Source organism: Streptomyces sp. NPDC002156, assembly GCF_053593675.1.
Genome location: NZ_JBSFDA010000114.1, coordinates 12,511 through 32,842, shown reverse-complemented (window position 1 = coordinate 32,842; position 20,332 = coordinate 12,511). Strand labels below are relative to the sequence as shown.

General features: G+C 69.5%; 14 protein-coding genes. 12 read left to right on the top strand and 2 right to left on the bottom strand.

Features of this window, described 5'->3' with window-relative positions:
• A partial coding sequence (locus ACWCRB_RS34245; protein WP_450999780.1) for a nuclear transport factor 2 family protein occupies positions 1-202 on the top strand: 202 nt, incomplete at its 5' end.
• Between the two features lie 117 nt (positions 203-319).
• Complete coding sequence (locus ACWCRB_RS34240; protein ID WP_450999779.1) at positions 320-1,102, top strand: intradiol ring-cleavage dioxygenase; 783 nt, start codon at positions 320-322, stop codon at positions 1,100-1,102.
• A gap of 459 nt (positions 1,103-1,561) precedes the next feature.
• Here the strand turns inward: ACWCRB_RS34240 and ACWCRB_RS34235 are convergent, their stop codons facing one another.
• Positions 1,562-2,569 (bottom strand): LacI family DNA-binding transcriptional regulator, encoded by a 1,008-nt coding sequence (locus tag ACWCRB_RS34235; RefSeq protein WP_450999778.1) that lies wholly within the window; start codon positions 2,567-2,569, stop codon positions 1,562-1,564.
• 187 nt (positions 2,570-2,756) lie between these two features.
• On the opposite strand from ACWCRB_RS34235, the gene ACWCRB_RS34230 reads away from it, so the two are divergent.
• From ACWCRB_RS34230 to ACWCRB_RS34215, 4 genes are read left to right on the top strand one after another with little or no spacing between them, the layout of a single operon-like run.
• Positions 2,757-4,064, top strand: coding sequence for an MFS transporter (locus ACWCRB_RS34230; RefSeq protein WP_450999777.1), 1,308 nt, complete (start codon positions 2,757-2,759; stop codon positions 4,062-4,064).
• A complete protein-coding gene (locus ACWCRB_RS34225) occupies positions 4,061-4,837 on the top strand; it encodes an alpha/beta hydrolase (RefSeq protein ID WP_450999776.1) in 777 nt (258 codons plus the stop codon). The genes ACWCRB_RS34230 and ACWCRB_RS34225 overlap by 4 nt, the downstream gene beginning before the upstream one ends.
• Positions 4,834-7,476 (top strand): family 78 glycoside hydrolase catalytic domain, encoded by a 2,643-nt coding sequence (locus ACWCRB_RS34220; protein WP_450999775.1) that lies wholly within the window; start codon positions 4,834-4,836, stop codon positions 7,474-7,476. The genes ACWCRB_RS34225 and ACWCRB_RS34220 overlap by 4 nt, the downstream gene beginning before the upstream one ends.
• 26 nt (positions 7,477-7,502) lie before the next feature.
• Complete coding sequence (locus tag ACWCRB_RS34215; RefSeq protein ID WP_450999774.1) at positions 7,503-9,773, top strand: glycoside hydrolase family 3 C-terminal domain-containing protein; 2,271 nt, start codon at positions 7,503-7,505, stop codon at positions 9,771-9,773.
• 531 nt (positions 9,774-10,304) lie between these two features.
• On the opposite strand, the gene ACWCRB_RS34210 is transcribed toward ACWCRB_RS34215, so the two are convergent.
• Positions 10,305-11,306, bottom strand: a complete 1,002-nt coding sequence (locus tag ACWCRB_RS34210; protein WP_450999773.1) for a LacI family DNA-binding transcriptional regulator — start codon at positions 11,304-11,306, stop codon at positions 10,305-10,307.
• Between the two features lie 300 nt (positions 11,307-11,606).
• On the opposite strand from ACWCRB_RS34210, the gene ACWCRB_RS34205 reads away from it, so the two are divergent.
• The 6 genes from ACWCRB_RS34205 to ACWCRB_RS34180 all read left to right on the top strand — a co-directional run bounded on the left by ACWCRB_RS34205 (position 11,607) and on the right by ACWCRB_RS34180 (position 20,323).
• The gene (locus tag ACWCRB_RS34205; RefSeq protein ID WP_450999772.1) at positions 11,607-13,169 is read left to right on the top strand and encodes an ABC transporter substrate-binding protein; all 1,563 of its coding nucleotides are present in this window, start codon (positions 11,607-11,609) and stop codon (positions 13,167-13,169) included.
• Positions 13,170-13,178: 9 nt separating this feature from the next.
• Positions 13,179-14,120: an ABC transporter permease gene (locus ACWCRB_RS34200; protein ID WP_450999771.1), complete on the top strand. Its 942-nt coding sequence runs from the start codon at positions 13,179-13,181 to the stop codon at positions 14,118-14,120.
• Positions 14,117-15,880, top strand: a complete 1,764-nt coding sequence (locus tag ACWCRB_RS34195; RefSeq protein WP_450999770.1) for a dipeptide/oligopeptide/nickel ABC transporter permease/ATP-binding protein — start codon at positions 14,117-14,119, stop codon at positions 15,878-15,880. The genes ACWCRB_RS34200 and ACWCRB_RS34195 overlap by 4 nt, the downstream gene beginning before the upstream one ends.
• Positions 15,877-16,713: an ATP-binding cassette domain-containing protein gene (locus ACWCRB_RS34190; RefSeq protein ID WP_450999769.1), complete on the top strand. Its 837-nt coding sequence runs from the start codon at positions 15,877-15,879 to the stop codon at positions 16,711-16,713. Before ACWCRB_RS34195 ends, ACWCRB_RS34190 begins: the two co-directional genes overlap by 4 nt.
• 449 nt (positions 16,714-17,162) lie before the next feature.
• Positions 17,163-18,524: an aminopeptidase P family protein gene (locus ACWCRB_RS34185; protein ID WP_450999781.1), complete on the top strand. Its 1,362-nt coding sequence runs from the start codon at positions 17,163-17,165 to the stop codon at positions 18,522-18,524.
• A 233-nt stretch (positions 18,525-18,757) separates the two neighbouring features.
• Positions 18,758-20,323, top strand: coding sequence for a M6 family metalloprotease domain-containing protein (locus ACWCRB_RS34180; RefSeq protein ID WP_450999768.1), 1,566 nt, complete (start codon positions 18,758-18,760; stop codon positions 20,321-20,323).
• Positions 20,324-20,332 lie beyond the last annotated feature (9 nt).

Genomic DNA, 20,332 nt, shown 5'->3' with positions numbered 1-20,332 from the left:
CAGCTGGACCGCCCACGACGACACCTACGTCGTCGACGGCGAGAACGTCGTCGTCCTCGCCCGCTACACCGCGGCCAACAAGGCCACCGGCAAGCCGATCGACGTCCGCGTCGCCCACCACTTCGCCGTACGCGGCGGACTCATCGTCCGCTTCGAACAGTTCGTCGACACCGCCCTCGTCCGCGACGCCATGCAGGGCTGACCTTGTCCGGGATCTCGAGCTCTCCCCCTCAACTCCCTTGTTCCATAAGGAAGTTGACAACATGTCACTTCTCAGAATTCATAGCGGATTCACAAGTTCCGCTCTATTGTTGAGTACATGACAGACACTTCAGAGCCCTTACAGGCGAACACGATCGGGCGCCGCAGCGTCCTGATCGCCTCCGGCGCCACAGCCGCAGCCCTGGCCGTGGGCGCCGCCGTCACCCCTGAAGCCCCCACAGCCGACACGGACACCGGGAACACCGCTCCCGTGGCCGCCGCGGCCGTCTGCACCCTCACGAGGGAGATGACCGAAGGCCCCTACTACCTGGACGGACAGTTCGTCCGCTCCAACATCCGCGAGAACAAGACCGGCATCCCGTTCCAGCTCACCCTCACCGTCGTCGACGACGACACCTGCGTCCCGCTGAGCAACGCCCTGGTGGAGATCTGGCACGCGGACGTGCTGGGCGAGTACTCCGGATTCGTGGGCGAGAACGGCCACAACGAGCCCGACAACGGCACCTTCCTCCGTGGCGGCGTACTGACGGACTCCAACGGCGTCGCGCGGATCACCACGGTCTACCCGGGCTGGTACCGCGGGCGGTGCATCCACATCCATCTCAAGGTCCATGTCAACGTCCGGCTCACCCCCGACGGCTCCTTCACCGGCGGCCGGGAACTCTTCACCGGGCAGCTCTACTTCGCCGAGTCCGTCACCCGAGCGGTCGCGGCGATCGCGCCGTACCGCAGCAACACGGTCACCCGTACAACGCTCACCCAGGACTCCATCTACGACGGAGGCGGCGCCCGCTCCGGCCTGCTCACCCTGACAGCCCTGGGCAGCTCACCGTCTGCCGGATACGCCGGGTCCCTGACGGTCGGGGTGGAGACGAACTGACGTAACCCGTCCCCGGACACGGGCACCGGCCCCTCCCAGACCGTGCGGGAGGGGCAGGTGCCATCTTCGTGGGCCGGAGGCACGACATCGTCGAGGTCCGCCGCGTCCTCGGCCCCGCACGCTGTACCGGCCGCCGTTCACTCGGCCGCCACGCCCCCTTCCGGCCACCGCGACAGACCGCGCGCCGAGTGTCTCCCGAACCGGCACGCGTCTCGCCACGCGTCCTGCGGCACCCTCAGTTCTTGCCGACGGTCGGTCAGGAGCTGTGCGCCAGGGGCGAGTTGGACTGGATCGGGCGCGCTCCACCTGTCGGTCGGTCCCCCCTGACAACCCGGAGGACCCGTTCGCCGGCCCGTCTCCTGGCGGACCGCCGAGGATGCCCTGGATCTCAGCCCCGCGCTGGTGCAGGGCCACAGCCGAGCCCGCCGATGTCGGTCGGCAGCCGTGACGGAGAGCCGGTCAGGTGGAGTCCCGTACCTGCACCCGAAGCTCGTCCTCGACGGGGTGGGCGGGCGCCTCTTTCCGGTCGAGAGCGTCGACGACGCGGCGCGCCAGACCGCGCGCGACGGCATCGGTGTCGCGGACGACGGTGGTCAGCGACGGCCGCAGCAGGGCCGAGCTCGGGATGTCGTCCACGCCGATCACGGCGAGGTCGTGCGGGACGCGCAGCCCGAGGAACTGCGCGGCCATCAGGACAGCCATGGCGACATCGTCATTGAACGCGCAGATGCCCGTCACCGGCGGGTCCGCCGCCAGCCATCCCTTCACCGCTCCGGCGGCACCGTCCAGCTCCAGAGGGACGGTCCGGACCTCGGGCTCGGGGAGGCCGCGTTCGGCGCAGACCTGGCGGACCCCGGCCAGTCGGGGCTGGGCCAGGACATCGAGTCGAGCGATGTCCGGATAGGCGTAGCCGAGCCGGTGATGCGAGTCGACGAGATGGCGGGCCTGCACCGCGCCGATCGGTTCCTCCGACACCAACGGGGAGCGGAGGTCCCGCGCCGCCGCGCCGTGCATCGTCATGACGACCTCGATGCCTGCCGTCCGCATGGCATCGGCCTCGGACTCGGGAAACTCGTTCAGTGCGAGTACGGCGGCCGGCGTGAGAGCGCGCCAGATCTCTCGCAACGGCCGGGCGGGGTGGGCCGCCGAGTGCACGAGGAAGGTGAGCTCGTGTTCGGCGAAGGCATTGGTCAGCTGCTGGATGAGCCGGCCGAGAACATGCTGGATCGGCCAGTCCGGCAACAGGCCGAGCACGATGTCCGAGCGCCCGGTGCGCAGGGTGCGCGCAGCAGCCGAAGGCGCGTAACCGAGGCGAGTGGCCGCTTCCCACACCCGGCGGCGCGTCGCCTCCGCGATCTTCTGGTGCGGGGTGTCGTTGAGGACGTAGCTCACCGTCGCGCGCGAGACTCCGGCTTCCTGTGCGACATCCCCACTGGTCACCCGTCTGCCTCTGGCCACCCCTGCCATGCATCCCACCCTCTGACAGACCTCTTGCCAAACCCCACGATCGCGGGCTAGCTTACCCGCTCAGTCAACCTACACGTTTAAGTGGCGCGATTAAGTAACTCTTAGTAGTAGCAGTCGGGGCTCCCACCAGGCACCGCCCTTCAGGTCCCCACCCGTCCCCGTCCCCGGTACTCAACGAAGAGGACCCATGCCTGGCCTGAACGAGACCACGAACAACCCCTGGAAGACCGCGACCCTCGCCGGCATGGCCTCGTACCTGGATGCCGCGGCCCTGGTGACGTCGGGAATCGCCATCGGCGGCTACTACGCCACACCGCTCCAGCTCAGTCCCGGGACCATCGGCTCCCTGCTGGGGTTGCAGACCCTGGCATTCGCGGTCGGCGCACTGTTCGGCGGCCGACTGGGCGACCGGTTCGGCCGGCGGACCGTCTTCACCCTCTCCCTCGTTCTTTACGCCGTCGGTGTCCTGCTGCTCCTCGTGGCGACGGGCCCCGCTCCGCTCTACGCCGGTGTGGTCGTCACGGGTCTGGCCATCGGCGCGGACCTCCCTGTGTCGCTCGCCCTCGTCAATGAGGAGGCACCGGCCGGCAAGAAGGGCACCATGGTGGTGTTCTCCAGCATGCTCTGGCTGGCGGGCATCGTGGCCGTACTGACGCTGAGCTCCTTCATGGGGGCGCAGGGCATGTCCGGCGGCCGGATTCTCTTCGCCCACCTGCTGGTCGTTGCCGTCGTCGTGCTGCTCCTGCGCCTCACCCTCCGCGAGTCGGCCGAGTGGACCGCCGCACGCAGGGCCGCCGACGCACACCCGCATGCCGCCGCCGAGACCATCCAGTTCAGCCGCGTCCGGGATCTCTTCCGGGCACCGACCGTCTACCCCCTGTTCGCGACGGGCCTCTACTACGCCACCTGGAACCTCGGGGCGAACACCCTCGGGCAGTTCGGCACCTTCCTGTGGACCGCTCTGGCCAAGGGAGAGGTCGCGCAGTTCTCCCAGCTCTCCCTGCTCGGACTTCCGGTGGGCTTCGTCGCCGGACTGGTGTTCATGCGGGTCATCGACCGACCGGCCAGGCACGCCTGGTTCGCGGCGGGCACCGGCCTGATCGTCCTCGCCTGGGCGCTGCCGGCCCTGTTCGGGCCCGGCAGGTTCACTCTGGTCGCCGTCATGCTCGTCTCCGGTCTCGGCAACGCCTTCGCCGGCGAATCGATCTACAAGATCTGGTCGCAGGAACTCTTCCCCACCCTGCTGCGGGCCACCGCCACGGGCGTGACCATGGCCTTCACCCGAGCCGTCGCCGGTCTTGCCGCGCTGGGCACACCTGCCTTCGCCGTGGGCCACACCCGGCTGTTCTTCGGCCTGCTCTTCGGCTTCGCGGTGGTCTCGGCGGTCATCGGCCTGGTCTGGGTGCCACGGCTGCCCGGAGCGGCCCAGCCCGCGGCGCCTGCCGACCTGAGCAGTGGTTCCGTACTCAAGACGACCGAAAAGGCTGCTCCTTGATCCGCCATCACGACTTCCGTCACCGTGACCTGACGCTGCGCTCCACGCTGCACATCCCGGAAGGGCCGACCGGAACCCGCCGGCCGACCGTGGTGTTCGTGCACGGCTTCACGTCCAATCGGTTCGAACTGCCGAACTTCGTCGCCATGTCCCGGCTTCTGGAGTCCCATGGCATCGCCTCGGTCCGGTTCGACCTCTCCGGACACGGCGAGAGCGACGGTGACTTCTTCGATGTCACCATCACCGGTGAGATCGACGAGACCCGCACGGTACTGGGGGTGGTCCGGACCCTCGACTTCGCCGACCCCGGCCGTATCGGCCTGCTCGGTATGAGCATGGGCGGTGTGGTCGCCGGCATCACGGCCGCAGAAGTGCCCGGGATCAGCGCCCTGTGCCTCTGGTCCCCGGCTGCCGTCGCTCCCTTCGAGGTCGGCAGCGGCCGTCTCAAGGGTCGCGACCTCGCCCCCGAACTGGAAGAGAAGGGTTACTTCGACGCCGACGGCTACCGGATCAGCCCCGCTCTCGTCGACGACCTCGCCGGTCTCGACGTCTACGGGCGCTCCGGCGCGTACACCGGGCCCGTGCACATCCTGCACGGCGACAAGGACGACATCGCTCCCCTCGCATACGTACGCCGCTATCTGGACCACTACGACGGCAACGCGCGGCTGGAGATCGTCGAGGGCGCGGATCATGCCTGGGGCTCCGTCCCGCACCGCACCACGCTGCACCGGTCCACGCTGCGATTCCTCCGGAGGCACCTCCAGCGATGAACACGTCGAGCCGTACGGCACTCCACGCGACGGACGCAGCGACGTCGGCCGTCGGGCTGCACACCGAGGACGACTCCGGTCTGCCGGCCACCCCGTATCCCGCCCCGCGCCTGTCGTGGTCGCTGACGAGCGAACGAGCGGACGTCCTGCAACACGCCTACGAGATCCAGGTGTCGACCGACCTGTCCTTCAGCGACAGCTCGTCCGGCGGGGTGGTCGAGTCCGACACGGTGACCGATCACCCGTGGCCGGCCGAACCCCTGCGCAGCCGCGAGGTCCGGTACTGGCGGGTCCGGGTCCGCACCGACCTCGGGTGGACGGACTGGAGCGAACCGGCCCGGGTGGAGGCCGCGCTCCTCGACGACGAGGACTGGACGGCCCGCCCCGTCCACCTCCCCAGTGACCGGGGCCGTACCTCCCCCGGCCCGGTACCGCTGCTCCGCCGGGAGTTCGACCTCCCGGCGGAGCCGGTATCCGCGCGCCTGTACGTGACCTCACTGGGCGTGCACCGCACCGCGCTCAACGGCAGGCCCGTCTCCGACGACCTGCTGGAACCGGGCTGGACGAGCTATCCCAACCGCCTGCTCTACGCCACCTACGACGTCACCGCCCTGCTCCGCCCCGGCACGAACGCCCTGTCCGCCGCGGTCGGCGACGGCTGGTACCGCGGCCATCTCACCTGGCACAAGAACCGCAACGTCTACGGCGACACCACCGCGCTGCTCGCCCAGCTCGAAGTCACCCTGGCCGACGGCACCGAGGTCACCGTCGTCACGGACGACCGCTGGAAGGGTGGTTACGGCGGTCTGCTGGCGACGGATCTGTACGACGGCTGCGAACACGATCTGCGGCACGAGCCGGAGTGCTGGCAGCTGCGGGGCTTCGTCGACGACGACTGGGAACAGGTCACCGCACTCCCCCTGCCCAGGGGGCTGACGCAACGTGCGCACCCACCCGTGCGGGTGGTCCAGGTCATCCGGCCCGAGCAACGCACCCTGCCCGACGGCACGATCGCCGTCGACGCGGGCGAGAACATCACCGGCTGGCTCAGGCTCCGTGCAGGCGGCCCGGCGGGAGGCACGATCACCGTCCGGCATGCCGAGGTGCTCGACGGAGACGGCCGTCTGCTGACGAGCATCCTGCGCGGCGCCCGTGCCACCGACCAGTACACCCTGGCCGGCGACCCGACCCGACTGCGGCCGGAGTTCACCTTCCACGGCTTCCGGTACGCCGAGATCGTCGCCTCACCGGGCGTGACCGTCGAGGCGGTGGAAGTCGAGGTGGTGGCCAGCGACCTGCGCCGCATCGGCGAGTTCCACTGCTCCGACGAGCACGTGAACACGCTGTACGCCAACGTCGTACGTTCGCAGCGCGGCAACTTCCTCGCCGTGCCCACGGACTGCCCGCAGCGGGACGAGCGGCTCGGCTGGACCGGGGACATCATGGCCTTCGCCCCGACGGCCTGCGCCACGTTCGACAGCGCGTCCTTCCTCGACAGCTGGTTCACCGATCTCCGCATCGAGCAGCGGCCGGACGGCGCTGTCCCGTTGGTGGTCCCCGATGTGCCGCTCGGCGAGCTGCCACCGGCCGAACTGCCGCACGCCGGCGGCGCCGCGGGCTGGGGCGATGCCGCCACGGTCGTACCGGCCGCCCTGTTCGAGGCCTACGGCGGGCACGGCATGCTGGCCCGGCATTACGCGGCGATGCGCGCGTGGGTCGGGTTCACCGTCGATCACCTGGACGACGACGGGACCTGGAGCGGCAACGCGCAGCTCGGTGACTGGCTCGACCCGGCCGCGCCACCTGAGGATCCGGCGCGGGCCACCACCGACTCCGGCTATGTCGCCACCGCGTTCGTCGCGCACAGCGCCCGTCTGCTCGCCGACGCGGCCCGGGAACTGGGCCACCTCGACGACGCCGACCGGTACACGGACCTGCACCGGCGTACCGCCGAGGCCGCCTGGCACAAGTGGGGCGACCACGCCCGCACCACCCAGACCGGCTGTGCGCTCGCCCTCGAGTTCGGCATCGTGCCGGCCGCCGAGCGCGCCGACGTGGGCAAGGCCCTCGCGGGTCTGGTGCGCGCCCGCGGCGGACGCATCGCCACAGGGTTCCTGGGCACACCGTTCGTGCTGCCCGCCCTCACCGGCACCGGCCACACGGACGAGGCGTACCAACTGCTGCTCAACCCTGAGTGCCCGGGCTGGCTCTACCAGGTCGCCCGCGGTGCCACCACCATGTGGGAGCGGTGGGACGCCATCCAGCCCGACGGCAGCATCGACGTCGAGAACGCGGGCATGATGCTGTCGTTCAACCACTACGCCTACGGTGCGGTCGCCGCCTGGCTCTACCGGTCCGTCGCGGGGCTGCGCCCCGCCTCTCCCGGCTACCGCACGCTCGAGATCGCGCCCCGCCCGGGCGCAACGCTCACTTCGGCCGAGGCCTCGATCACCACTCCGTACGGTCCGGCGTCCGTCGCCTGGTCGATCAGCGGCGACACCCTCACGGTGAAGGCCGTACTGCCGCCCGGCACCACCGGGCTGTTCAGCGCCCCGGACGGCTGGCGCTGCGCGGAGGCCGTCGAGCGACTCGGATCCGGCAGCCACCTCCTGGCGCTGCGTCCGGCCACCCGTTCCTGAACCTCACTCATCCAAGGATCTCCACCATGGCGACCAACCACGATCACGGCCCGGCCGAGCTGAGTCTCGACGAGAAGACCGTGCTGCTCTCGGGGCGGGACATGTGGTCGAGCAAGCCCGCCGAGCGAGCGGGGATTCCCTCCCTCGTACTGAGCGACGGTCCGCACGGCGTCCGGCTCCAGCGCTCGGACGCCGACCACCTCGGCCTGCACGACAGTCATCCGGCGACCTGTTTCCCGCCCTCGGTCGCGCTGGCCTCGACCTGGGACGCGGAACTGATCGGCCGGGTGGGAGAAGCGCTCGGACGCGAAGCCCGAGCTCTCGGGGTCGACGTACTGCTGGGCCCCGGCGTCAACATCAAGCGCTCGCCGTTGTGCGGCCGCAACTTCGAGTACTTCTCGGAGGACCCGTTGCTCAGCGGCGTACTGGGAGCGGCGCATGTGACCGGTGTGCAGAGCCAGGGCGTGGGCGCCTCGGTCAAACACTTCGCGGCCAACAACCAGGAGACCGACCGCATGCGGGTGAGCGTCGACGTCGACGAACGCACCCTGCGCGAGATCTACTTCCCGGCGTTCGAGCGGATCGTGACCGAGGCCCGCCCGGCAACCGTCATGTGCGCCTACAACAAGCTCAACGGCGTTCCGGCCGCCGAGAACCGTTGGCTGCTCACCCAGGTGCTCCGCGAGGAGTGGGGCTTCGACGGACTGGTCCTCTCCGACTGGGGAGCCGTCGGTGACCGCGTCGCCGCGCTGATCGCCGGTACCGACCTGGAGATGCCGGGCACTCATCGCGACACCGACGCACAGGTCGCCGACGCGGTCCGTGCCGGCGAGTTGGACGAGACCGTCGTCGACACCACTGTCGACAGACTGCGCACCCTCGCCGAGCGGGTCCGCGCGCAGGTCGACCCGGTGACAGTGGACTTCGCCGCGCATCACCGGCTCGCCCGCGAGGTCGCCGCCGACGCCCTGGTGCTGTTGAAGAACCGCGACCGGACCCTGCCGCTCTCCCCCACCGGCCGCATCGCCGTCATCGGCGAGTTCGCCACGACCCTGCGCCACCAGGGCGGCGGCAGCTCCCACGTCAACGCCACCTGCGTGGACAGTGCGTTGGAGGAGTTGCGCGCGCTGCTGCCCGGCGCCCAGGTCGATTTCGCCGAGGGACATCGCACCACGGATCGTTCCGACACCGCCCAACTGCGCGAGGAGGCTGTCGCGTTGGCCGCTGCGGCGGACGTCGCCGTGCTCGTCGTCGGTCTGCCCGACGCCGACGAGTCGGAGGGCTACGACCGTGAGCATCTCCTGCTGCCGCCCCGGCAGACCGAGTTGATCCGCGCCGTGGCAGGGGCCACCCGCCGTGTCGTCGTGGTGCTGGTCAACGGTGGTGTGGTCTCTCTGGAGGGCTGGCACGACGAGGTGGACGCCGTGGTCGAGGCCTGGCTGCCCGGCCAGGCCGGCGGCGGAGCCATCGCCGATGTGCTCACCGGCCGGGTCAACCCCTCCGGCCGCCTCGCCGAGACCATCCCGTACCGGCTGAGCGACAACCCGTCCTTCCTCAACTTCCCCGGCGAGCAGGACCATGTCCGCTACGGGGAGGGCGTGATGGTCGGCTACCGCTACTACGAGACCGCCGACGTGGCCGTCCGCTACCCCTTCGGCCACGGCCTGAGCTACACCTCCTTCGAGCAGACCGACTTCCGGGTCACGCCCACCGGCCCTGACACCGCCACTGCGAGTGTCGGCGTCACGAACACCGGCGACCGCTTCGGCAAGCACGTGGTCCAGGTCTATGTGTCCGCGCCCGAGCGGCCGGTCAGCAGTCCGGCCCGGGAACTGCGCGGCTTCGCCAAGGTGGCACTCGCTCCGGGCGAGAGCACCACCGTCGAAATCGCCCTCGACCGCCGGGCCTTCGCCTACTGGGACATCACCCGCGCCGACTGGACCGTCGCCGCCGGGAACCACCAGGTGCAGCTCGCCGACAACGCCCACGAGGTCGCCGACACCGCCGCCCTGGTCCTCAAGGGCGACAACGTGTTGCGGCCGCTCACCCTCGACTCCACCGCCGGCGAGTGGTTCACCCACCCGACCGTCGGTCCTGCCCTGACAGCGGCGATGACATCCGGACTCACCAAGGAACAGTCCGCCGCAGTCGTGGAGGGAAACGACGGCGCGCTGCTCCTGCTGTCGTCCATGACGATGCGCCAGTTCACCGGCTTCCTGCCCGCACCGCTACCCGGTGAGGTGCTGGAGCAGCTCATCAAGATGAGCGAGGCGTACGCGGAGACCGTCGACGCCTGAGCAGTCGCGCCGGGTTGCGTACACCGGCCCCACAGACCGCGGCCCGCTGTTCCCTGACACGACAGCGGGCCGCACCCGCGCCCGCTCCGCCGAGGGCCACGGTTCCGGCGTCGGCGGCCAGATCGGTACGGAACCATCGCCGCGTGGCACACACGCGTCGTCCGGCGGAACCGGACAACGGACCCCGCCTGTCTCCAGCCGACAGTCGACGGAAACCACCGACACCTGGGCCCGCGCAGTCCGTTCGGATGCCACGACGTACACCTCGGGCATGTCGAGGTCGCCGGCGAGGAAGCCGCCGCCGTGCGGCCACAGCATGGCCATGGAGCCCGGGTTCCACGGTCTGTACGTCCTGACCGGCACCGGCCCGCGCGCTCCGGCGACCCCCGGGGATCTCGACGACGACCTCGGTCTGTGCCTGTTCCGGCGGATCAGCTCTCTGTGCCCTCCTTGGACACGGGAAGGGGCGGCCGGGGTGCGGGAGCGGTGCCGCCCCGGTCCGGTCGCCTCGGCCACGATGACGTCAGGCGGTCACGCCGACTCACGCACCTCCAGCCGGATGTGCTGCTCGACCAGTTCCTCGGAGGCCTGCGTACCGGCGAGCGCGGCGGTCACGGAGTCCGCGTAGTGCTCGGCGACGGCGGCGACGTCCTGGACGACCGTGGTCAGCGGTGGACAGGCCACTGCCGAGGCGGGGCTGTTGTCGACGCCGATCACCGCGATGTCCCGGGGCGCCTGGAGGCCCAGGTACTGCACTCCGGCCAGCACAGCCATGGCGACCTCGTCGTTGAACGCGCAGATACCGGTCACCGGTGTGTCCATGGCACGCCATGCCCGGATGGCGTCGGCCGCCCCGCTCGGTGTGAGCGGGATGGTCCGGACGTCGGGATCGGGCAGCCCCAGGTCGGCGCAGACCTCCCGGACGCCGTCCAGGCGTGGCCGGGCGAACACGGCGACCCGTTCCTCGTCGGGGTACGCGTATCCCAGGCGCCGGTGCGAGGCGGCCAGATGGCGAGCCTGCACGGCGCCGATCCTGCGCCCGCTGGTGACGCCCTCGCCCGACCCGTGCTCCTGCGAGTCGTACATGGCGACGATCACCTCGATGCCGGCGGCCCGCATCGCCGCGGAGTCGAGGTCGGAGAACGGTTCGAAGGCCAGCACGGCGGCCGGGGTGAGAGCCTTCCAGATCTCACCCAGCGAGCGGGCCCCCCGGATGCTGGAGTGGACGACGAAGGTCAGACTGCGACTCGCGAACGCGCGGGTCAGCTCCTGGATCAGCTCTCCCGCCGAGTGGCCGAGAGGCCAGTCGGGCAGCAGCCCGAGCACCACGTCGGAACGCCCGTTGCGGAGCGTTCGCGCTGCAGGCGACGGGGCGTAGCCGAGCATGGCCGCAGCCGTCAGGACGCGTTGCCGGGTCGCGTCGGTGATCTTCTGATGTGCCGTGTTGTTGAGGACGAAGCTCACCGTCGCCCGGGAAACACCGGCCTCACGGGCCACATCCGCACTGGTGACCCTTCTGCTCCGTGGTGCCACTCACAACCGCCTTCCAGGAACCTCTTGCGCAATGCGAGAGACACAGTTAATTTACAGGACACCCACTTTAACGTGTTAGCGACACGTTAAAGCTACTCAAAGTAGCCGTGGCGGGGTCATCCAACCGCTGATCGCAGTCGGCCACAAAAGCCGCGGAGACCCGCTCGACCCACGCCGGGATCGCCAACTCCAGACCCGGGCCGCCTCCTGGACCATCCCTCTCACAGGCGCCCCACGAGTCAGCCGATCTTCCCGGTTCCTGCCCCTCTCCCCGGCACTTCCACGCAACGGAGACCCTCAATGAAGAGAAGAACCGCACTCCAGGCCTCGATCGGCGTGGTGGCGACGCTCGCACTCGCCGCCTGCGGCGGTGGACAGACCGACGCAGGCAACGGCGGCAGCACCGGCCCGGTGAACCTGACCGTCGCCCTGTCCTCGGCGCCCAACAGCCTGGACCCCGCCCAGGTCGCCGTCGGGCCCTTCCTGAACTACATGGACCCCGCCTACGCGACGCTGCTGACCCGCAAGGCCGACGGAACCCTGGGGGCCGGGCTGGCCGACAAGTGGGGCTACATCGGCCAGGGGAACACCAAGTTCGAGCTCCGTCTGCGCAAGGGCGTGAAGTTCGCCGACGGTACGCCGATCACCGCCACCGATGTCGTCAACTCGTTCAAGTACTTCCAGAAGGGCAGTGGACCCACCGTCGCCTACTTCCGTCCCCTGACCTTCTCCGCACCGGACAGTTCGACCGTGGCGATCAGCAGCCCGACACCGAACCCCGACATGGGCACCCTGTTCACGCCCTCGTACATGGGCGGCGCCGTCATCAGCCCGGCCGGGCTGAAGAACCCGAAGCAGCTGGCCTCCGCGACGTTCGGCGCCGGGCCGTACGTGTACAGCGCCCAGCAGTCGGTCTCCGGTGACCACTACGTCTTCGTTCCGAACAAGAACTTCTGGGACCAGTCCGCCGTCCACTTCAAGAAGATCACCGTCCGGGTGATGCCGAACGCCAACTCGCAGGTGCAGGCCCTGAAGTCCGGGCAGATCGACCTCATGTACGGCACTCCGGACGTGGCGCCGACCATCAAGGGCGACAAGGCGCTCACCACGCTCAAGAAGCCCACCACCTGGTCGGGCCTGTTCCTCCTGGACCGTGAAGGCACCGTCGTCAAGGGGCTGGGCGACGAGCGTGTCCGGCAGGCACTGAACTTCGCCGTCGATCGCACCGCGATCACGAAGGCGGTCTACGGCGACTTCGGTACACCGGTCTCCCAGCCCGCGATGCCCGGTTACGACGGCTACAGCTCCGCAGCCGCGAAGATGTACCCCTACGACCCCGCCAAGGCCAAGGAGTTGCTGAAGGCGGCGGGGTACGAGAAGGGGCTGACCATCCCGGTGAACTACGGGTCGTTCGACCCCTCGACGGCCAAGATGGTCCAGGCCGTTCAGGACCAGCTCTCCAACGTGGGCGTCAGGCTGGAGCTCAGGGCCGCCACGAACTTCGGCGCCTGGATCAACGACCTGCTGTCGAAGAAGTACGCGGCCACCGTGCTGTCACCCGGCACGGGTGGCGAGCCCAACTTCTACGCACAGCAGGCGGGCTTCACCAAGACGGGCATCATGAACCTCTTCGGCGTGACCGACGTGGATGTCGACGCCGCCTACGCCCGGCTCGCCAAGTCGGACGCGAAGTCCAGCGGGGCGGCGGCGAAAGATCTCACCGATGTGATCGTGCGGAAGGCGCTCGCGCTGCCGGTGTCCGGTACGGACACGATCGCCATGTACAACACCAAGCTGCACGGCGTGCAGTTCCCGGAGGGCGGCGCCCAGCTGACCTCGAACACCACGTGGACCGTTCGCTGACGAGGACCGATGTTTCCCATCCTTCTCCGCAGGCTGGCACTGTCCATCCCGCTCCTTGTGATCGTCTCGGCGATCACTTTCCTTCTCGAATCGTTCGTGCCGGGAGATCCGGCACGAACAGTGCTCGGCATCAACGCGACGCAGGAGCAGTACGACGCGCTGAGGGCCGCGATGCATCTCGACCAGCCGGTCGTCGTGCAGTACTGGCTGTACCTCCGCGACCTCCTGCGGGGTGACCTCGGCGATTCGCTGTTCACCGGCGAATCCGTGCTGGGGCTGATCGGGCAGCGTCTGCCTGTCACCCTGGCGCTGGTGATCGGGGGGACCGTGGTCGCGAGCCTGGTCGGCGTGGTTCTCGGCGTGTTCAGCGCGACGCGCGGCCGGTTCAGCCGTCGGCTGTTCGACATCGTGTCCCTGCTGGGCAGCGCGGTGCCCAACTTCTGGATCGCGCTGCTGCTGGTCGCCGTGTTCGCCGTCAAGTTCGCGATCTTCCCCGCCACCGGGTACACCCCGTTCGCCCAGTCCCCGGGGCAATGGGCGGCCGGCCTCGTCCTGCCGGTGGTAGCTCTCTCGATCGGGGGAATCGCCTTCATCTCCAAGGTCACTCGCGACGCGATGCTGTCCACCCTCGCCCTCGACCACATCAGAACGCTGCGGGCCTCCGGCATCCGGTCCTCGTCGATCATCTGGAAGCACGCCCTGCGGGGCTGCGGACTGCCGGTGGTGACCACGATCGGCCTCATGATGATCACGTTCATCCCCGGCACGATCCTCGTCGAGAACGTCTTCACCCTGCCCGGTCTGGGCACCACGGTCGTGGACGCGACCAATCAGCACGATCTACCGGTCGTGCAGGGCCTCGCCATCACCTTCACGGTCATGGTCATGGTGGTGAACCTTCTCGTCGATGTCCTCTACAGCCTCCTCAACCCGAAGGTACGTACGGAATGACCACTGTCGAGCCGCCCCCGAAGGCGCGATCGCGGGCGAGGACCAATCCCTTCGCCGGGATATGGCGCCGTCCCGTCACCGTCACAGCGCTTCTCGTGGTCACCGTGATCACCGTCGCCGTGATCCTCGCCCCGCTCCTGGCACCGCATCCGCCGCTTGCGCAGGACCTGTTCCACACCCTGTCCGGTCCGTCGGCGAACCATCCGCTGGGCACCGACGTCCTCGGCCGCGACGTGCTGAGCCGGCTCCTCCACGGCGGACGGCCCACCCTGATCGGGGTGGGGCTGGCCGTACTCGTCTACGCCGTCTTCGGCATGTCGCTGGGCGTTCTGGCCGGCTATCTGCGCGGCTGGACCGACCGGTTCATCGTCGCCGTGCTGGACATCATGCTCTCGGTTCCCGCGGTCATCATCACGCTCGCCGTCCTCGCGATCTTCTACCAGAGCAACGTCGCCGCCATGCTCACGCTCGGCTTCTTCGCCTCCGCGGGCCTCGCCCGGATCATCCGCAGCTCCTGCCTGGAGCTGCGCGAGGAACTGTTCGTGGACGCCGCCCGGGTGTCGGGGCTCGGCCCGGCACGGATCATGGCCCGGCACATCCTCCCCCGTCTGACAGGGCAGTTGCTGGTCCCGGTCTTCCTCTTCTCGGGCAATGCCCTGGCCATCCAGACCGGCCTCGGATTCCTGGGCCTTGCCACGCCGGCGCCCGCCCCGAGTTGGGGCGGCATGGTCGGGGAGGCCGCGCAGATCATGCAGCAGGACCCCTATCTGCTGTTCGTCTCCGGTGGCGTGATCGGCCTGATGTCCCTGTCCTTCGGGCTGGTCGGCGACGGGCTGCGCGACCTCGACCAGGACCGGCGGCAGGCCACCGGCGGCGGCCGGCTGCGCCGACCGGTTCCCGTGGCGGCCCCTCAGGATGCCGCCAAGCCGTCGGACACACCGTCGGTCGAGGCGGTGCTCGCCGTACAGGACTACTCGATCGCCTTCGCCACGGCGCAGGGGCCGCGTACCGTGGTCGACTCGATCAGCTTCACGGTCCGCCCCGGTGAGATCTTCGGGCTGGTGGGCGAATCGGGCAGTGGAAAGACGGTGACGGGCCTGTCCCTGCTCGGGCTGCTCGCCCCCAACGGGTCCGTGACGGGTGGCTCGGCATGGCTGTCGGGCACCCGCATCAGCGGTCTGCCGGAGCGGGAGCTACAACGCATCAGGGGCCGGGACATCGCCCTGGTGTCGCAGGAACCCATGGTGGCGCTCGACCCGTACTTCACCATCGGCTCCCAGTTGTCCGAGGTCGTCCGGCGCACCGGTGACGTGCAGGGCGGCAAGGACGCCGTACGGCAGCGGATCCGCGAGCTGCTCACCAGCGTCCACCTGCGCGATCCCGACGACATCGCGCGCCGGCACCCCCACGAACTGTCCGGCGGCATGCTCCAGCGCGTCGTCATCGCCATGGCGCTGGCCGGATCCCCGAAGGTACTGATCGCCGACGAGCCCACCACGGCACTCGACGTGACCGTACAGGCGGGCATCCTGGACCTGCTGCGGTCGCTGCGCGACGAACACGGCATGGCGATCATCCTGATCACCCACGACCTGGGGGTGGTGGCCGACAGCTGCGACCGCGCGATCGTGATGGAGAACGGCCGGATCGTCGAAGAGGGCTCGGTCGAGGACATGTTCTACCGGCCCCGGCACCCGTACACGAAGAAGCTCATCGAGAGCACGCCCAGCATCGCTCGTACCGAGAGCAGGATCGCGTGACCACAACACCTGTACTCCAGCTCGACTCCCTGGCGGTCCGCTACCCGACCCGTGGCTTCCGCAGGCCCCCGACCACCGTCATCGAGGACGTGTCGTTCGAGGTCGGTCAGGCCGAGACGGTCGCCCTCGTGGGCGAGTCCGGCTCGGGAAAGACGACCATCGGCAGGGCGGTGCTGGGACTCACCCCGGTCAGCGACGGACGCGTACTGCTCGACGGGCGGGACATCACCCGCCTCGCCGGCCGGGCCCGCCGACTGCTGTCCTGCGACCTCCAGGCGATCTTCCAGAACCCGTACGGGTCGCTCAACCCGGCGCTGCCCGTGGGCCGGACGCTGGCCGAACCCCTGCTCACCGGTTCGCCCCGGTCACGCCAGGAGGTCCGCGATCGCATCGGCGATCTGCTGCGCCGTGTGGGCCTGCCCGAGGACGCGGCCGACCGGTATCCGGCCCAGTTCAGCGGAGGTCAGCGCCAGCGCATCGCCATCGCCCGGGCGGTCGCCCGGCAACCGAGGCTCATCATCTGCGACGAGCCGACCAGCGCCCTCGACGTCACCACCCAGGCCGCCGCACTGAGTCTCCTCTCCGAACTCCAGCACACGCTCGGATGCGCCTACCTGTTCATCACGCACGACCTCGCCGTCGTCAAGGAGTTCGCGGCACGCACCCTGGTACTGCAACACGGACGCATCGTCGAAGAAGGCCGCAGCACCGACGTGTGCGACCGGCCGCGGCACGAGTACACCCGGCGCCTGGTCTCGGCCGCACCCGTCCCCGATCCGATCCTGCAACGCAGCCGCCGTCAGCAGCGGTTGAAGGTGGAAGCAACCGCATGACAGGCCGCCATGACCTTCGTCGCCCGACTGGGGCGACTCGGGCACAGCCGAGTCGGTGCCCGTAGGAATGCGGTTGTCCTCCACCTCGGCGATCCGCTGGCTGGCCGAGTCCGTAGGGGCGTCCTCGGTGCCCGTCGGCAGAGACGCGAGAAGCACTGCGCCCTCCGGCCGTCGGCCGGAGGCCCCGCGCAAAGATCACCGCCGCGCCTTTCGATAAGCGCAGGTCAGCGCCACTCTCATTTCCAATGCCCCAAAATCGCGCTAGTACGATGTTCCTCGAACTGCCAGTGCGCCTCAACTGCTGCCGAGCTGACCTCGCCTCAAGACGAAGAAGGTGCCCCCAGGTGTCCACGGATTCGACCGGAACCGCCGAGACCGAAGAGACCGCCGAGACCAAGGACCGCAAGAACCGCCTCTACCCGTCCGTCTCCCCCCAGCTGGCCGAGCTGATGACGACCGGCTGGGCCGACACCGAACTCCAGGACCTGCGCCCCATCGAGCAGGCGCCCTACGCCGCCGAGCGCCGCGCCGCTCTCTCCGCCCGTTTCCCCGGCGAGCGTCTGGTCGTCCCGGCCGGCAACCTCAAGGTCCGCGCCAACGACACGCACTACCCGTTCCGCCCGTCCACCGAGTACGTCCATCTCACGGGCGACCAGACGGTGGACGCGCTCCTCGTCCTCGAACCCCGCGCGGACACCGGCGGTCACGACGCCGTCGCCTATCTCCTGCCCCGCTCCGACCGGGACAGCGGCGAGTTCTGGCAGGGCGCGGCCAAGGGCGAGCTGTGGGTCGGCCGCCGGCACTCCCTCGCCGAGGCCGAACAGGTCCTCGGCCTGCCCTGCCGTGACGTCCGCGAGGCCGCCGCCGAGCTGGGCGCGGCCCCCGCCGTCCCCACCCGGATCGTGCGCGGCTACGACGCCGAACTCGAGGCCGCCGTGACGACGGACGAGGACCGGGACACCGAGCTGAGGACGGTGCTGTCCGAGCTGCGTCTGGTGAAGGACGACTGGGAGATCGGCGAGATGCGCAGGGCGGTCGACTCGACCGTACGCGGATTCGTGGATGTCGTACGGGAGTTGGCGACCGCGATCGCCACCTCGGAGCGCTGGATCGAGGGAACCTTCTTCCGCCGCGCCCGACTTGAGGGCAACGACATCGGCTACGGCTCGATCTGCGCCGCCGGCGAGCACGCCACGATCATGCACTGGCAGCGCAACGACGGTGAAGTCCGCCCGGGCGAGCTGCTGTTGCTCGACGCGGGCGTGGAGACGAACTCCCTCTACACGGCCGACGTCACCCGCACCCTCCCCATCAGCGGCACCTTCACCCCGCTCCAGCGCAAGATCTACGACGCGGTGTACGAGGCCCAGGAAGCCGGTATCCGGACGGTCAAGCCCGGTGCCGCGTACCGGGACTTCCATGTCGCCGCCCAGCGCCACCTGGCCGAGAAGCTCGTCGAGTGGGGCCTCCTGGAGGGCGACCCGGACGACGTGTACGAGCTGGCCCTCCAGCGCCGCTTCACCATGGCCGGCACCGGTCACATGCTCGGCCTGGACGTGCACGACTGCGCCAAGGCGCGGACCGAGCTGTATGTCGACGGCGTCCTCGAACCGGGCATGATCCTCACGGTCGAGCCGGGCCTGTACTTCCAGCCGGACGACCTGACCGTGCCCGCGGAGTACCGGGGCATCGGGGTCCGGATCGAGGACGACATCCTGGTGACGGCGGACGGCCACGAGAATCTGTCGGCCGGGCTGCCCCGTACGTCCGACGAGGTCGAGGAATGGATGCGGGGGCTGACCGGCGCGTAGCACCGTCACCGGCGGCCGGCCTCCATGAAGCTCAGGCTCGGGATGATTGAAAATTCTTCCTTCGGTCGTCCCGGCCTTAGGTAAATCTCCCTCTCCCGCACTGCGGTTGCGGGTGCCATCGCGGCGTGTGTGACTGGTGGGGACCCCACCTTTCTCCTCGTCAGGAGATCGTCATGGCTGATCGCCCTTCTCACCGCCCCGGTGCCCGCGCAGTCTGGTCCGACTTCTGCGCCGTGAGCCCCAGTCCGGAACTGCGGGAGCGGCTCCAGGAAGAACAGCAGCGCATTCGCGGCGCCTCGGCGCTCGGCAACCAGTTCGTCGTGGGCGGCGGGCCGCGGCCCCTCGGGTTCGACGACGGCACGATCGTCCCGCCCGGTGAGTTCCCCGTCGGCACACCGCGTGCCACCATCGCCGCCGCGGCCGCCGAACGCAGACCACTCACCGGCGCCGTACGTGTCGTCGTCGTCCTCGCCGACTTCGACGACAAGGAGATGACGCAGGACAAGCAGCACTTCGAGGAACTGTTCTTCTCGCTCGGCGCGATGCCGAAGGGCAGCGTCCGCGAGTACTACCGCGAGGTCACCCACGGTCTGGTCGACATCGTCGGCGAGGTCGTCGGACCCGTCCGGCTGCCGCGGGACCTGTCCTGGTACGCGAACGGCAACTTCGGCATAGGCAAGCCCTCCGGACAGCCCCGGGCCCACCTCATGGCACGGGACACCGCCATGGCCGCGGACCCACAGATCAACTACGCGCCGTACGACAACGACGGCAACGGATTCGTCGACGCCTTCATCGTCCTGCACGCGGGGCCGGGCGGCGAGGTCACCGGTGACCCCGGCGACATCTGGTCGCACAAGTGGACCCTGCCGAACGCCCACAACGCGGACGGGGCGCGCATCTTCGCCTACCTCACCATCCCCGAGGACGCCAGGATCGGCGTCTGCGCCCATGAGTTGGGGCATCTGCTGTTCGGCTTCCCCGACCTGTACGACATCGACGGCACTTCGGAAGGCATCGGCAACTGGTGCCTGATGGCCGGCGGTTCATGGGGAGACAAGGGCTACCGGCCGACGCATCCGTCCGCCTGGTGCAAGGTCGACCAGGGGTGGGCGACGGTGTCCAACGTCTCCGGCTCGGCGACCCTGTCGATCCCCGACGTCAAGAACAGTCACCAGGTGCACCGCCTGTGGTCCGGCGGGCTGCCGGGCAGCGAGTACTTCCTGGTCGAGAACCGCCAGCGCACCGGCTACGACGCGTCACTGCCCGGCGACGGGCTCCTGATCTGGCACGTCGACGAGCACCAGCCGGACAACTCCGACGAGACCCACTACATGGTGGGCCTGGTGCAGGCCGACAACGACCAGGACCTCGAGTGGTCGGCGAACCGCGGCGACAAGGGCGACCCCTATCCCGGAAGCACCGGGAACACCACGTTCGGGCCGACGAGCGCCCCCAGTTCCCACTCCCACTCGGGCGCCCCGACCGGCGTCTCGGTCACCGGCATCTCGGCGTCCGGGCCCACGATGACGGCGACGGTCGCGGTCACCGTACCGGGACCGGTCCATGTGCCGGTCGGTGTCACGGCGACGCGGGCCGAGGCGGACGGCACGGTCGGACTGGCAGAGATGATCGACAGCTTCCAGGCGCGGCTGTCGGCTCTGGAGCAGACCATGGCGAGGGACACGCGGAGCTCTGCCGAGCCGGTCCTCGAAGGCGGCCCGCGGCACGAGCGTGACGGCGCATCGCGCACCGTGGAGTCCACCCCGGGCGCCGGACGCGCTCACCGTCGAGGCTAGGACGCCCCG